We start from the raw sequence: 12,981 nt of genomic DNA, 5'->3' as shown, positions 1-12,981 counted from the left end.
TCCGCGCCAGGCGGGCGAGCCCTTCGATCCGGGAAATCTCATGACGTCCATGTCCAAGTCGGGGGCGATCGTCCTCGCCCTGCTGCTGAGCGGCTGCGCCAAGGAGCCGCGATGGAATGCGGTCAGCGCCGAAGCCGAGCCGATCCGTCCGGGGCTCGCGCCGCCGGCCCAGGCGCTCACCTTCGCCCAGGTCCGGAACGCGGACGGGCGGATCGCGACCCTTCTCGTCTCACGGTTCGAGGGAGAGGCGATCGAGGCCATCGACCTGACCGGCTTGGGCGCGCCGCTCGACAGCGACGTGTTCGACGCCTCCGCCGCCGTGGGCGAGGCGCGCCTCACCTCGGCGCTCCGCCAGACAGGGCTGGCGCGCACCTACGCGATCGGCGAGCTGCTCCCGTCGGCCGCAGCGGTCGATCGCCACCTGGCCTCTGGGACCAACTTTCCCGAGCATGCCGAGGAGACGGCGAGCTCCAAGGTGTTCAACTTCCCAAAGTTCGGCCACCCCACCCCGGCGATCACCACTGTACGCCTCAACCCCGGCGTCCTTCTCGACTACGAGGTGGAGATCTGCGCGCGCTTCGACCGCGATCTCCGCTCGGCGGCGGATTTCGACGCGGCCCGAAAAGGGTTCTTCCTGTGTGGCGACTTCACCGACCGCGCGACGCTGGTGCGGCTCGTCGATCGAGATGACATAGGGTCGGGGCAGGGGTTCAGCGACGCCAAGAGCGGACCTGACTTCTTCCCGACCGGACCGTTCGTGGTGATCCCCCACGACTGGAAGCAATTCGTCGCTCAGGAGCGGATCGTCACCCGAGTGAACAGCGAGTTGCGGCAGGACGCCCGCGGCGGCGAGATGATCCTGGATTTCCGCGCCCTGGTGGAAAAGGCGATCACGGGTGGCGGAGGCGGGCGCTATCGCTATCAGGGCGCGCCGGCCACCCTCCTGGAAGGCGGCGTGATAGCGCGAGGGTCCACCTTAATGTCGGGAACCTCGGAGGGCGTCATCTTCATGCCGCCGACCCGCGGGGACATCGCAGCCGGGGTCGCCCGCTACGTCTTCTCGGGCGCCATGTTCCGCGGCGAACCGTCCTTCGCCACGGTGGGCGAGAGCTTCATCCAAAGCGAGATGAAGAGCGGGCGCTACCTCGAGGCCGGCGACCGGGTCGAGCACGCCTCGTCCTCGATGGGCGCCGTGAGCGTCACCGTGGTGACGGGCGGCGGCCCGGCATGACGCTTCAAAAGCCCTGTGCAGACCGCGCCGGATGACCGCCGCCTTGTCGCCCTATGAGGGCATGAACGTCCGCAGCCTGGTGCAGACCCAGGCGCTCAGCCGGCCCGACCACCCCGCCATCATCTGGGAACCCTTCTCGGGAGAGGCGCGGGCCTGGACCTATGGCGAACTGAACGCCGATCTCGCCGCCTTCGCCGCCGGTCTGGCCAAGCGCGGCGTGCGCGCCGGCCAGCGCGTGCTGATCCACCTGGACAACTGCCCCGAGTTGGTGATCGCCTGGCTGGGCTGCGCCTATCTGGGGGCGGTGGCTGTGACGACCAACACCCGATCCAGTCGTGAGGAACTGGCCTATTTCGCCGGGCATAGCCAGGTGGTGGGCGCGATCACCCAACCCGCCTACGCCGAGATCGTCGCGGCCGCGGCGACCGAGCTGAAGTGGCTGACGATAACGTCGACGGACGCCGGGGAGGCGCCAGCCTGGACGCCGGGAGGCTCGGAAAGTTTCGCTGCCTTGCTGGGCGCCGCCGACGACCTTCCGCCGATGCCCGCCGACCCGTGGGCGAGTTTCGCGATCCAGTACACCTCGGGCACCACCTCGCGTCCGAAGGCCGTGTTGTGGACCCACGGCAACGCGCTCTGGGGCGGGCAGGCGAGCGCCGAGCACGAGGGGTTGCGGCCCGACGATGTGCACCTGGTGACCCTGCCCCTCTATCACACCAATGCGCAGAGCTATTCCCTGCTGGCCTCGCTATGGGTCGGGGCGACCGTGGTCATCCAGCCGAGGTTTTCGGCCTCGCGGTTCTGGGATGTCTCGCTACGGCGGCGATGCACCTGGACCTCGATGATCCCGTTCTGCAACCGCGCGCTCATGGCCCAGCCGAGCCCCGATTGGCACCACTACCGCCTATGGGGCAACGCCATCTCGTCCCCGCCGACCGACGCGGTGTTCGGTGTGAAGACGATCGGCTGGTGGGGCATGACCGAGACCGTCACCCACGGCCTGGTGGCCAGCGCCAACCTGCCGAACCCCACGCGGTCCATCGGGCGGCCGGCCCGCGGGTACGACGTCAAGGTGGTCGACGATGGCGGCCGGCCTGTCGGGGCGGGCGAGTCCGGCGATCTGCTGATCCAGGGCCGTCGCGGCGTCTCGCTCTTCGCCGGCTATGCGGGCGATCCCGCCGCGACGGCCGCCGCCTTCGACGCGGAAGGCTCTTTCCTGACGGGCGACCGTGTCTATCGCGATGCATCGGGCGCGATGTTCTTCGCGGACCGAAGCAAGGACATGCTCAAGGTCGGCGGCGAGAACGTCGCCGCCTCGGAGATCGAGCGGGTGGTCGGCGCGGTGCCGGGCGTGCGGGAAGTCGCCGTCGTCGCGGCGCGTGACCCCATGCTGGACGAGGTGCCGGTCGCCTTCGTCATCCCGACCGCCGAGGCGTCGGCTTCGCATCTCATCGCCGCCATAAACGCGGCCTGCGTACATTCCCTGGCGACCTTCAAACAGCCACGCCAGGTGCGCCTCGTCGAGGCGCTGCCCCGCTCGACCCTCGAGAAGGTCGCCAAGGCCCGTCTGCGTGAATTGCTGAGCGCTGAGGCGGCGGCGAATTCCTCGGGGGCGCCAGCATGATCATCAACCGCATGATCGTGCTGCGCGAACGTCCAACGGGTCTTCCCGATGACGCGACCTTCGCGCTCATGGAGCAGCCGGTAGGCCCGCGCTGATCTGCTGGCCATCATCGATTACATCTCCGATGACAATCCGGACGCAGCCCAGAAACTGAAGGATGACATCGAAGCCAAGGCGGCGAAGCTTCCCGAACACCCCAAGCTCTACCGTCTTGGCCGTGTCGCCGGCACGCGCGAGATGGTCGTGCGATCGAACTAGGTCGTCGTCTATGCTGATGGCCCCGAAGCAGTGACGATTTCGCGCGTGCTTCACGCCGCCCAGAAATGGCCACCAGCATAGGTCGGGCTGAGTGCCGCCTGGAACGTGAGGGATTTTCCAGCGTGAACGTCCGCTTGCAGCCCTGACGCCAAGGTCTGCATGTGGCGCCGACCGGTCATCCGCAGATCAATCAAAGACCCGCCAGATCGCGGCGATATCTCTTATCCACGGAGGGCCATGACCGGCGGCACCGCCAATTCATGGCAACTCGCCGTACCGACTTGGAGGTGTGGCGCGCGACAATTTCTATTCCAAGAGGTCGAATCCACCGCTAGGTTGTCTTTCACTCCCGGGGGTTGATCGTGCTGGATTCTTCAGGTGTGCATCCGCGCCGACCGCATCTTCCAGGCGTGGAATCCCTTCGCGGCCATGCGGCCTTTGCAATTGTCATCTTCCACGTCATCCACATCGCCCAGACGCCGATCCCCCAGGCGCTGGAGTTCATGAAGTGGTTCTTCGGGTTCGGCGTGCCGCTATTCTTCGTGGTGAGCGCGTTCAGCCTAGCCTACGGCTATGACGGCAAGCTGTCTCGCGCGGACCAAGTCGGGGAGTTCTACCTGCGTCGCGTGCTGAGGATCGCCCCGCTTTACTATCTCGCGATCCTGGCGCAGATGGCGGCGATCGCGGCCACGGGATACGACCAGCCGTCCTGGACGATGGGCGCCCTCTCTTTCGCGTTCGTGTTCAATCTCCATCCACCAGCGGTCGACGGCATCGCCCCGGCGTCGTGGTCGATCGGGGTCGAGATGCTGTTCTATGCTGTGTTCCCGTTCCTGCTGGCCCTGGCGAAGACTCTGCCCAGGGCGGTGCTCGTCACGGCCGCGTTAGCGGCCCTGGCCGTGGCCTTCGCCGTCATCGCCACGGATTTGAAGTTGAACCCGGCCTTCGTGAGCCATGGTCTCCTATTCAACCTGCCCTATTTTGGCTTCGGCCTGATCGCCTATCACCTCTACCGCGTGACGCCCACGCGGTGGGGTGGGGCGCTTGTCGTCGTGGGTCTGGCGGGTATCGTGGGCCTCTATGCCGTCGCGAAATTTCACGGCGCGACCTTCGCTGCTCTCGTGCCAAACACTCTCTACCAGGCTGCGTGGGGAGTTCCGTTCGGCTTGCTTTGCCTCGGCATGGCGCTGCGCCCGCCGCGCCTCATGTCGAATCCGATCACCCAATTCCTTGGGAAGATCAGCTTCGGCGTCTATCTGGCCCACCCCCATGTCATTTCCGGCCTGATGACGCTCGGGATCTACGATCGGATTCTTCAAACGCCTGGCGGGTCGGGAATGAGCTTCCCGCTGGCGGTCCTAGCGACTTGCGCCGTCGTGATCCCGCTCGCGTGGCTCCTCTATGAACATGTCGAGGCTCCTGGCATCCGGTTTGGCCGGCGCCTGGTCGCCCGATTGGGCTTGGGCCACCCCAACGGTGCTCAACGATCGGCGTCGGCGTAGCGCGCATCGGACCTTGACCGTCGCCTACAGCCTCTACCTGACCACATTCCGGCATCGGAGGCCTCACATCCTGGCCAAGGGTGAACACCCCTTGGCGACCAGACCTAGGCCGCGACCAAGCCCTCGCGACCTTTGGGGTCCGGCCCGAACCGGTTGTCGCCCGCTGTCCCGTCCAGCAGCATGAAGATCAGCAGGACGAGGGCGCCCAAGAACGGGATAAGGGCGATCAGCACCCACCAGCCCGACCGGTTGGTGTCGTGCAGCCGCCGGACGCTGACCGCGAGCGACGGAATGAACAGGCCGAGCATCACCACGCAGAAGACCAGCATCAGCAGGCCAGCGACCGGATTGGCGCCCGCGGTGGGATCGCCCGCCATCATCGGGCCCGCGCCCAGAATGCCCATCAGGGTGTAGAAGACGATCTCGATCCCGATGATCAACAGGAAGAACATCCAGTATTCCTTCCGCCGCGCGCGTCCGGAAAACTGCGCGTACTTGCGGATTGGCTCAAACATCATGTCCATGATCGCCCTCCCAGGCCTGATCCCCTGAGCGGACGCTAACAGAACGCCGTTCGATGGCAACTTGGGCGCGAAACGCCGCGGGTACGTTGCAGGCTCGAGCTGTCAGCGGAACATGCGGTCTCTAAGTCCAAGAGTGCGACGCCGTGCGTTGGACTTGACCGTTCACGCCAGCCCGACACCCTCTGGCGGGCCAAGTCCGGTAGCAGAGCGTCGCCGAAGCCTGAAATGGCGGCTCCTCACGGGGTCTGCGTCCGTTTCTGACTAGGTCAGTAGATATCTGGCCAGAACAGTCGCAAGCACGGCGACGACCACAAAGGGGATCGCGATCCACGCCGCGCCGGTCGCTTCGGCCTGAAACCAGCTGCCGAGCCGCACGGAAAGGGAGGACTTCGGGGATGACGGCTTTGGCTTCGAGGGCGTGGACATGAGCCGACTGTATGAAAGATACAGTCGACTTGCAACGGAAAATGTATGTTATATACAGGGCGGATGGACAAAGAGAGTCGCGCGCGCCGCCTCAAGGAAGCCCGACAGGCCAGGGGCTTCAAGACGGCCATCGCCGCGGCGGACGCCTTCGGCTGGAACCGCAACACCTATGCCTCAAATGAGAATGGCAACGCGCCCTTCTCCTATCGGCGCGCCAAGGCCTATGCCGAGGCGTTCGGCGTCGACGCTGTACGACTCTATGAGGGCCGCGAGGCCGAGGAGCTGGCGGCCAGGTCTTCGCCGGCACCCTTGCATCCCGACGGCGTCCTCGTACCGGTGATCGGTCTGGTCGGGGCCGATCCCGAGGGCCGGGTCCTGTTCGCCACGGGTCAGGCGGCGGGCGATCTCGTTCCCATTCCCCCTGGGGGGTCGGAGAAGACCGTGGCCCTGCAGGTGGTGGGCGGCTCGATGCGCGGCCTCGCCGATGACGGCTCGCTGGTCTATTTCGAGGATCAGAGGACCCCGCCCAGTCCGGACATGCTGGGCCACGTGGTGGTGGTCGAAACCGATGGCGACGAAGTGCTGGTGAAGCGGATCTTCCAGGCCCAGACGCCCGGGCGGTACGACCTGGAAAGCCTCGACGCGCCTACGCGGCGCAACTGCAAGATTCGCTGGGCCGCCCACATCACCGCGATCATTCCGCCGCATCAGGCGCGTCGCATCATCAGATCCGGCGCCTGATCGCCGATCAGGAAACACAACTCGCGCGCGAGCAATTGACAGGCCGCCATGGGCGCCTGTGTAAGCCGTTTCCCACCTCTTCTAGCGTCCGGCTTTGGTCTTGAGTGCGAAACCCGTTCCTAAGCGCGCGAAGACGCGCGCTGCGCAATACCTGCGCATGTCGACTGAACATCAGCGCTACTCGACGGAACGCCAGGCTGCGGCGATCGCGCGCTATGCCGCCAAGCATCGCCACGAGATCGTACGCACCTACACCGACAGCGGAATCAGCGGCCTCACGCTGAGCCATCGCAAGGCGCTGCAGGCCCTGCTGGCCGACGTCGTCGGCGGCGAGCCCGGATTTGACGTGATCCTCGTCTACGACGTCAGCCGCTGGGGTCGGTTCCAGAACCCCGACCAGAGCGCCCACTATGAGTTCCTGTGCCAGGAGGCAGGCGTTTCGGTGGAATATTGCGAGGAACCCTTCACCAATGACGGCAGCATGGGCTCGATGATTCTGAAGAGCCTGAAACGAGTCATGGCCGCCCAGGACAGTCGAGACTTTTCGATCGTCGTGTCCGCCGCGCAGAAGGCCGGCGCCCGGAAGGGATTCTGGCAAGGCGGGCCGCCGGGATATGGCCTGCGCCGACAGATGGTCGACGAACATGGCCGGGCCGGCCTGATCCTGCAGGCCGGCGAAGCCAAGGCGATCCAGAGCCATCGCGTCATCCTCGTCCCGGGGCCACCAGAGGAGGTCGAGGTGGTTCGCAGGATCTACTGGCTGTTTGCGGTGACAGGCATGAAGCGCAACGCTATCGCGCGCGCCTTGAACGAGGACGGCGTCACCGCGGAACTGGGACGGCCGTGGACGTTCGAGCGTGTCCACGAAGTCCTGACCAACGAGAAGTACGTCGGCAATCTGATCTCCAGCCGGTGGAAGACGGAACTCGGCGGCAGGCGTCGGCATGCGCCGAAATCGGATTGGGTGCGCACGCCCGGAGCGTTCGAACCCGTGGTCGAACGCCACCTGTTCGAACGGGCTCAGGAAGCGCTCGCCCAGCGCGCCGCCCGAATGAAGCCCGAAGCGATGCTGGACGCCCTGCGCGAGCTGCTTGAAGAGCACGGCGGCCTCTCCAAGCACATCATCGATCACGCGCCCGGCGTGCCAAGCGCCCACTCCTATGTGAAACGGTTCGGCAGCCTGCGCGGCGCCTATAACCTCATCGGCTATACGACGCGGCGCATCGTACGCCGGACCGTGCGGATCTGGTCGGACGAGGACCTGCTGCGGCGACTGTCGCGTATCCTTCACGAGCACGGCGAGTTGAGCGGCTACCTCATTGACCAGGACCCAACCGGTCCGTGCGCCGACACCTACATCGACCGGTTCGGCTCCCTACGGCAGGCCTATGCGCGCGTCGGCTATGTCCGCGTCTCGATCAAGGAGCGCGCCTCGCCGGTCGGGCGCGCGCGCGCCGAGGCGCTTAGACTCCGGGCGCAACGTGACGCGACCTCCAACCAGACCGGCTTGAACGCGATTCCTGGAGCCACGCCTGAGGACGAAGGCGCTGGTTAGCCTGGCGCGCCGAAGGCCGCCTTCGTTGCTCAACTCGAGGCAACCCAGCATGCAGCGGCCCGCATCAATGTCGGCCGTTCTCCCGGCGCCCAGAGGAATCATGCGATCCTGGCGCATGCCCAGCCCGCCCGGATTGCCTGAGTTCGACCTTCCGATGATCTTCGGGGACAAGATGGCGGGGCTTGGATTCCAGTCTGGTGTCTTCCGCCTGGCCTTCTCGGCCAATGTCGCCGACACCGCCGGCCAGGAACAGCTGGTGCAGTCGGGCTACTTGATCCTGACCCCCGACTGCATGCTCGAACTGCGCAGCCAACTCGACCAGTTGATCGGCGAGCTGGAACGCCGCGGCCTGATGAACCTCAAGCCCGACAAGCTGGACGGCTAGCGTGCACATCTCCGCTGGCGCGGAGCATCCCGGCCTTGTCTGATGCGCCCGCGTGAGGGGCGGGGAATCAGCATGACCGCGAAGGCCATCGGGCGACTGGGCCCGGGATTCATCGTCGCCATCTGTTTCAGCATCGCGGCGCTGGAGGGCTACGACATCCAGGCCTTCGGGGTGGCGGCGCCGCGCATGGCGCCGGACCTGGGGCTCGGCCCCAGCCAGCTCGGCCTGGCCGGTAGCGCGGCCATGCTGGGCCTCGCCATCGGCGCGCTCACCGGCGGCTGGGCGGCGGACCTGTTCGGCCGCCGACCGGTGCTGACCGTGTCGGTGGCCCTGTTCGGGATCTTCTCGGTGGTGACGGCCATGTCCCAGAGCTACGAGATGCTGGTGCTGGCGAGGCTCGCCACCGGCCTCGGCTTCGGCGGCGCCATGCCCAACATGATGGCCATCGCCACCGAGATCAGCCCGCCGAACCGGCGCGCGATCACCACCACCAGCATGTTCTGCGGCCTGCCGGCCGGTGGCTCGGCGGTGGCGCTCCTGGCCCAGTTCGGCGGCGAGGTTGTGGATTGGCGGACCATCTTCCTGATCGGCGGCGCCTTGCCGCTGCTGTTGGCCCCCGTGGTGTTCTTCTTCCTGCCCGAGACCCGGCCCGCCTCGGCCCAGCATGTCGACCGGCGGGTGATCCATGGTCTGTTCGGCGGGAAGCGGGCGCTGGCCACATCGCTGATCTGGCTAGCCTTCGCCCTCGACCTGCTGGTCACCTATCTGCTGCTCAACTGGCTGCCGACCCTGATGGTGGCCAAGGGGTTCACGCCGCAGGACGGCGCTCAGGCCTCGTTCTGGATGAACATCTGCAGCGTCGTGGGCGCCTTGATTCTGGGCTGGATCGCCGACCGCACCGGCTATCGCGGGCTGCTGGTGGCGGTCTTCGCCGGCCTGGCCGTGGCCCTCTACGGCCTGTCGCAGTTCACCAGCATCGGCATGCTGTACGCTGCGGCGGGGGCCGCGGGGTTCGCCGTGGTAGGCGGGCTCTACATCCTCTATGCGCTCGCCCCGACCTACTATCCCGAAGGCGTGCGCGCGGCGGGATCCGGCGCGGCCATCGCCTTCGGACGGATGGGCTCCATCGCCGGCCCGTTGATCGCGGGCGAGCTGCGCGCCGTGGGCTTCGGCCCCGACCAGGTGCTGCTCACCCTGGTCCCGGCCGCTGTGGTCACGGCGCTTGGGGTCTTCGCCTTGACCACCTTCTGCGAACCCTACGCGCTGGACTGACCTTCGGCCGCCCTAGCATGGCCTCCAGCCGGCTCGCACTGGGAGCCAGCTTGCGTCGACGTCATTGGCCTGGGTCTCGCATGGCAAGACAAGGGCAGGGCGCGCGACCCGGTCAACCAGGTCCGATGGGCTTGCCCTTGATCAAGGCGACGAGGCGATCCTCCTGCCAGACTTCGATGTCTCGGCCACGGCCCACGACCGACTGCCCATATTCGCATGCCCGGGTGTCATCCGAACTCTCAAATACATAGAGCGGCTTCACGCGTTTGGGGCGGCCGCTCAGGATAAGGCGATACATGGGCATGTGAGAAGGTCGTGCTTCGTTTGGCGCTGGATCGAGTCATGAGGAAGCGGACGGCAAACCGCAAGGTTTTGCGGGGCGCGGCGGGATTTGAGAGACCATGATTCATGGCGCGCCTTGCCGGATCGCTCGACATGCGACACGAGAGCGGATCAGACGCGGGCCATGTCCCGGGCCGCATCGCGGGCAGGGCTCGGACGCAGGCCTGGGAACGCAACCAGTAGCGCGTGAGGAACCTTGAAACGGCTAGCCCTCTACCACCCAAGTGGCGGCTCAGGTCGAACCCACAATCCTTTCGGCAAGGATGTCGCCAACCTCGAGCTGTTCAGGGCGATCCTGCGGCATGGCAATTTTGACCAGATCGACTTCCTGACCGTCCCAGGCCTCTCGGCCGAGGAGATCGTCGAGACACTGACCCCCGGAGAGGTGGTTGGCGCAAGGATCAGGGCGACGCACCTGCTGGACCAGGCGCCGGCCCGGGCGTCAGGGGGCCTGCTACGCGGACATCCTGAGCTTGCCGATCTCGCCTGGCTGCGACGTGGCGGCGGGATGGAGACGGCCTACAGTCTGCTTGGGGTCGTCCACACCATCGGGCCGCCCGCCATGCGTCAGCTCATTTCGGCCGCTGCGATCTCACCGGTGCAGCCATGGGACGCGATCATCTGCACCTCGCCGTCGGTCCAGACGGCGTTGGACACCATGTTCACGGAGTGGACGGACTATCTCGGTGAGCGGTACGGTGGCTCCAGGGTCGTGCGGCCACAGTTGCCCCTCATTCCACTCGGCGTCGACGTGACGGCCATGGCGCGGCTGGCCGACCGGCCGGCCGAGAGGCAAACCATTCGGGAGGAGCTCGGCGCGGGCCCGGATGATGTGATCATCCTTTGGGTCGGCCGCCTGTCCTTCTTCGAGAAGGCGTTTCCCCAGCCGATGTTCCGGGCCGTGGAGGAGGCTGCCAGGGAGACCGGCGCGAAGGTTCATTTCGCGATGGTGGGCTGGTTCCCTGAGGAGCCCCGTGATCGCGAAGCCTATCTTGAAGCGGCCCGGGCCTATGCGCCCTCGGTCGCAGTCCACTTCATCGACGGCAACGATCGCGAGCGGCTCGGCGCCATGTGGGCGGGCGCGGACATCTTCCTGTCGCTGGTCGACAACATCCAAGAGACCTTTGGCATCACGCCGATCGAGGCGATGGCCGCAGGCTTGCCAGTGGTGGTCAGCGATTGGGACGGCTATCGCCATACCGTGGCCGATGGCGAGACGGGATTCCTCATTCCAACCCTCGGCGGTCTGCCGGGGGCTGGCCGAGGTCTGATCGCTCAGCACGTCACCGGGCTATTGAGTTATCAAACCTATGTCGGTGTCGTGGCCCAGCATACTGCTGTCGACGTCGCCGCGGCCGCCCAGCGGCTTTCGCAACTCATCGCCTCGCCTTCGCTTCGCGCGAGCATGGGGGCGTCAGGCCGCGCGCGCATGCGAGGAATGTTCGACTGGCCGGTGGTCGTGCGGGAACTTGACGGACTGTTGGAGGAGTTGGCGCAAATTCGACGTGCCTCGAGCGCCGAGCCAAGCCGCCATGCACACAACCCGGTCAAGAAGGATCCTTACGAGAGCTTCTCGAATTTCCCGACCGAGGTCGCCCAAGCCCGAACCCGGTTGAGCGTGCGCGAGGGCAGCGGCCTGAAGGACCTGGAGCGGACGAAGGCCGTATGGCTCGACCGGTTCGGCCAGGGCTGGCGCGCGACATACGAAGAGTGCGAGCGAGCTCTCGGGCTGGTGGCGCAGGCTGGCAGCCCGACCATCGGCGAGGTGGTGGCGCAATTTCCCGCGGCGCGTCGCCAGTCGGTCGTCCTGAGCATCATGTGGCTCTGCAAGCTTGGGATTCTGGGCTGGCGCGCCCCGATGCGGGCCGAGGACGGAGCCCCGTCAAGTGGCTGACCGGTCAGACCCTGCTGATCCCGATCTCTGGCGGGTCGTCGCCTACGCGCGAGCCTGAGCCTTCCGCGCCCGGCTCGCAGCCACCATAGCGGCCTTGCGCAGGTCATTGGGCAGGGTCGCGAACCAGGCCTGGGGCGAGAGTCGTTCGCCCACCCGCCGTCGACCTGCCTGGCGCAGGTGGCTGGCCAGCACGGGATCGGCGCGTAGCCGTACGAGGGCTTGGGCGGCGGCCTCGACGTCTGGGTTGGCCCAGGTCTGACCCTTGTAGATCCTCTGCGGGTCGTCCACCGCCACCGGGGCGCAGGGCACGACCAGGGCGCAGGTCTGGTCCATGAAGTCGGTGTTACCTGACCAGCCCGTGGCGATGACAGGCACCGAGAGCGCCATGGCCTCGGCGATGGTCAGGCCGAAGCCCTCGGCCCGGTGCAACGAAATAAGCACGTCGGCCGAAGCGATGAGGGCCTTTACCCGCGCATAGGGCCAAACGGCGTCCAGCACCTCGACGTTAAGCGGCGCGATGCGGCGCAGTTCGGCCAGAAGTTCGGGGAAGAGGCCGCCGTTCTGGGTCTTGATCACGAGCCGCGCGGTCGTGTCGCCTGGAAAGGCTCGGGCGAAGGCGGCGATCACGCCCTGCGGGTTCTTGCGGGCCATCGATGAGTTGAAGTCAAACAGGGTGACGGCCAGGAACCCTGGCTCGCGCGGCAGGGGCGCCACGTCTCGATAGTCCTCAAGGAAGATCGGGTGCGGCACCACCCGCACCGCCGTCTTGGCCCCGGCGAAGGCGCTGGCCGTATACTCGCTGGGCGCCCAGACCTCGTCCACGAGGGCGGCGCCCTTCAGCCAGGTCTTGGGCGCCTTGGGCAGTTCCCACGCCCAATAACCGAACCGCGGACCCAACACACGCCTGGGTCCCAGATAGGCCATGGCCGCCAGAAGTTCGGGAGGGTTGATGTGGAAGATCCACGGGCCGGGTGCGCGCGCGGCGTCCGCCGCCCCAATCCAGTCAAGCTTCGCCCCCGAGACATCCACGGCCTCCACCGGCACGCCCAAGGCCTGGAAGGCGCGGACGGCGAACCGCGCCGAGGCCGAAATGCCGTAGGACCCACCGAAGTCGCCCACCACCCGGATCGGACCGTCATAGGCTTGGCCCTCGTGGGGTCGGCGGGCCAGGGCGCGGACATAGGCCTCCAGAGCCGGCCTCAAGATAGGTTGCACGGCGAGCCGTAC

At 66.6% G+C, this 12,981-nt stretch carries 11 protein-coding genes; 9 read left to right on the top strand and 2 right to left on the bottom strand.

Annotated features, from left to right (window positions below):
* Positions 1–40 precede the first annotated feature (40 nt).
* The 4 genes from V6M51_RS12400 (at position 41) to V6M51_RS12385 (ending at position 4,615) form a co-directional block, all read left to right on the top strand.
* A complete protein-coding gene (locus tag V6M51_RS12400; protein ID WP_332767571.1) occupies positions 41–1,231 on the top strand; it encodes a fumarylacetoacetate hydrolase family protein in 1,191 nt (396 codons plus the stop codon).
* Between the two features lie 31 nt (positions 1,232–1,262).
* Positions 1,263–2,855, top strand: a complete 1,593-nt coding sequence (locus V6M51_RS12395; RefSeq protein ID WP_332767569.1) for an AMP-binding protein — start codon at positions 1,263–1,265, stop codon at positions 2,853–2,855.
* A 96-nt stretch (positions 2,856–2,951) separates the two neighbouring features.
* Complete coding sequence (locus tag V6M51_RS12390) at positions 2,952–3,113, top strand: type II toxin-antitoxin system RelE/ParE family toxin (RefSeq protein WP_332767896.1); 162 nt, start codon at positions 2,952–2,954, stop codon at positions 3,111–3,113.
* Between the two features lie 362 nt (positions 3,114–3,475).
* Positions 3,476–4,615 carry an acyltransferase family protein gene (locus V6M51_RS12385; RefSeq protein ID WP_332767567.1) on the top strand — a complete coding sequence of 380 codons (1,140 nt, stop codon included), beginning with the start codon at positions 3,476–3,478 and terminating at the stop codon, positions 4,613–4,615.
* A gap of 104 nt (positions 4,616–4,719) precedes the next feature.
* Here V6M51_RS12385 and V6M51_RS12380 read toward each other — a convergent pair whose 3' ends face one another.
* Positions 4,720–5,139: a DUF805 domain-containing protein gene (locus tag V6M51_RS12380; protein WP_332767565.1), complete on the bottom strand. Its 420-nt coding sequence runs from the start codon at positions 5,137–5,139 to the stop codon at positions 4,720–4,722.
* A gap of 489 nt (positions 5,140–5,628) precedes the next feature.
* Here V6M51_RS12380 and V6M51_RS12375 point away from each other — a divergent pair, with 489 nt between their 5' ends.
* From V6M51_RS12375 to V6M51_RS12355, 5 genes are all read left to right on the top strand, one after another.
* Positions 5,629–6,306, top strand: a complete 678-nt coding sequence (locus tag V6M51_RS12375; protein WP_332767564.1) for an XRE family transcriptional regulator — start codon at positions 5,629–5,631, stop codon at positions 6,304–6,306.
* A gap of 94 nt (positions 6,307–6,400) precedes the next feature.
* A complete protein-coding gene (locus tag V6M51_RS12370; protein WP_332767563.1) occupies positions 6,401–7,861 on the top strand; it encodes a recombinase family protein in 1,461 nt (486 codons plus the stop codon).
* A gap of 100 nt (positions 7,862–7,961) precedes the next feature.
* A complete protein-coding gene (locus V6M51_RS12365) occupies positions 7,962–8,246 on the top strand; it encodes a hypothetical protein (protein WP_332767561.1) in 285 nt (94 codons plus the stop codon).
* A 72-nt stretch (positions 8,247–8,318) separates the two neighbouring features.
* Positions 8,319–9,518, top strand: coding sequence for an MFS transporter (locus tag V6M51_RS12360; protein WP_332767560.1), 1,200 nt, complete (start codon positions 8,319–8,321; stop codon positions 9,516–9,518).
* A gap of 538 nt (positions 9,519–10,056) precedes the next feature.
* Complete coding sequence (locus V6M51_RS12355) at positions 10,057–11,754, top strand: glycosyltransferase family 4 protein (RefSeq protein ID WP_332767558.1); 1,698 nt, start codon at positions 10,057–10,059, stop codon at positions 11,752–11,754.
* A gap of 42 nt (positions 11,755–11,796) precedes the next feature.
* Here V6M51_RS12355 and V6M51_RS12350 read toward each other — a convergent pair whose 3' ends face one another.
* Positions 11,797–12,957 (bottom strand): glycosyltransferase family 4 protein, encoded by a 1,161-nt coding sequence (locus tag V6M51_RS12350; RefSeq protein WP_332767556.1) that lies wholly within the window; start codon positions 12,955–12,957, stop codon positions 11,797–11,799.
* Positions 12,958–12,981: the final 24 nt, after the last annotated feature.

This window comes from Phenylobacterium sp. (assembly GCF_036677185.1).
Lineage (GTDB): Bacteria > Pseudomonadota > Alphaproteobacteria > Caulobacterales > Caulobacteraceae > Phenylobacterium.
This window is presented reverse-complemented; position numbering and strand designations above follow the sequence as displayed.

Coding starts and splice junctions, on each gene's coding strand:
- V6M51_RS12400 (WP_332767571.1), top strand. CDS start 41: ATGACGTCCATGTCCAAGTCGGGGGCGATCGTCCTCGCCCTGCTGCTG.
- V6M51_RS12395 (WP_332767569.1), top strand. CDS start 1,263: ATGACCGCCGCCTTGTCGCCCTATGAGGGCATGAACGTCCGCAGCCTG.
- V6M51_RS12380 (WP_332767565.1), bottom strand. CDS start 5,139: ATGGACATGATGTTTGAGCCAATCCGCAAGTACGCGCAGTTTTCCGGA.
- V6M51_RS12375 (WP_332767564.1), top strand. CDS start 5,629: ATGGACAAAGAGAGTCGCGCGCGCCGCCTCAAGGAAGCCCGACAGGCC.
- V6M51_RS12365 (WP_332767561.1), top strand. CDS start 7,962: ATGCGATCCTGGCGCATGCCCAGCCCGCCCGGATTGCCTGAGTTCGAC.
- V6M51_RS12360 (WP_332767560.1), top strand. CDS start 8,319: ATGACCGCGAAGGCCATCGGGCGACTGGGCCCGGGATTCATCGTCGCC.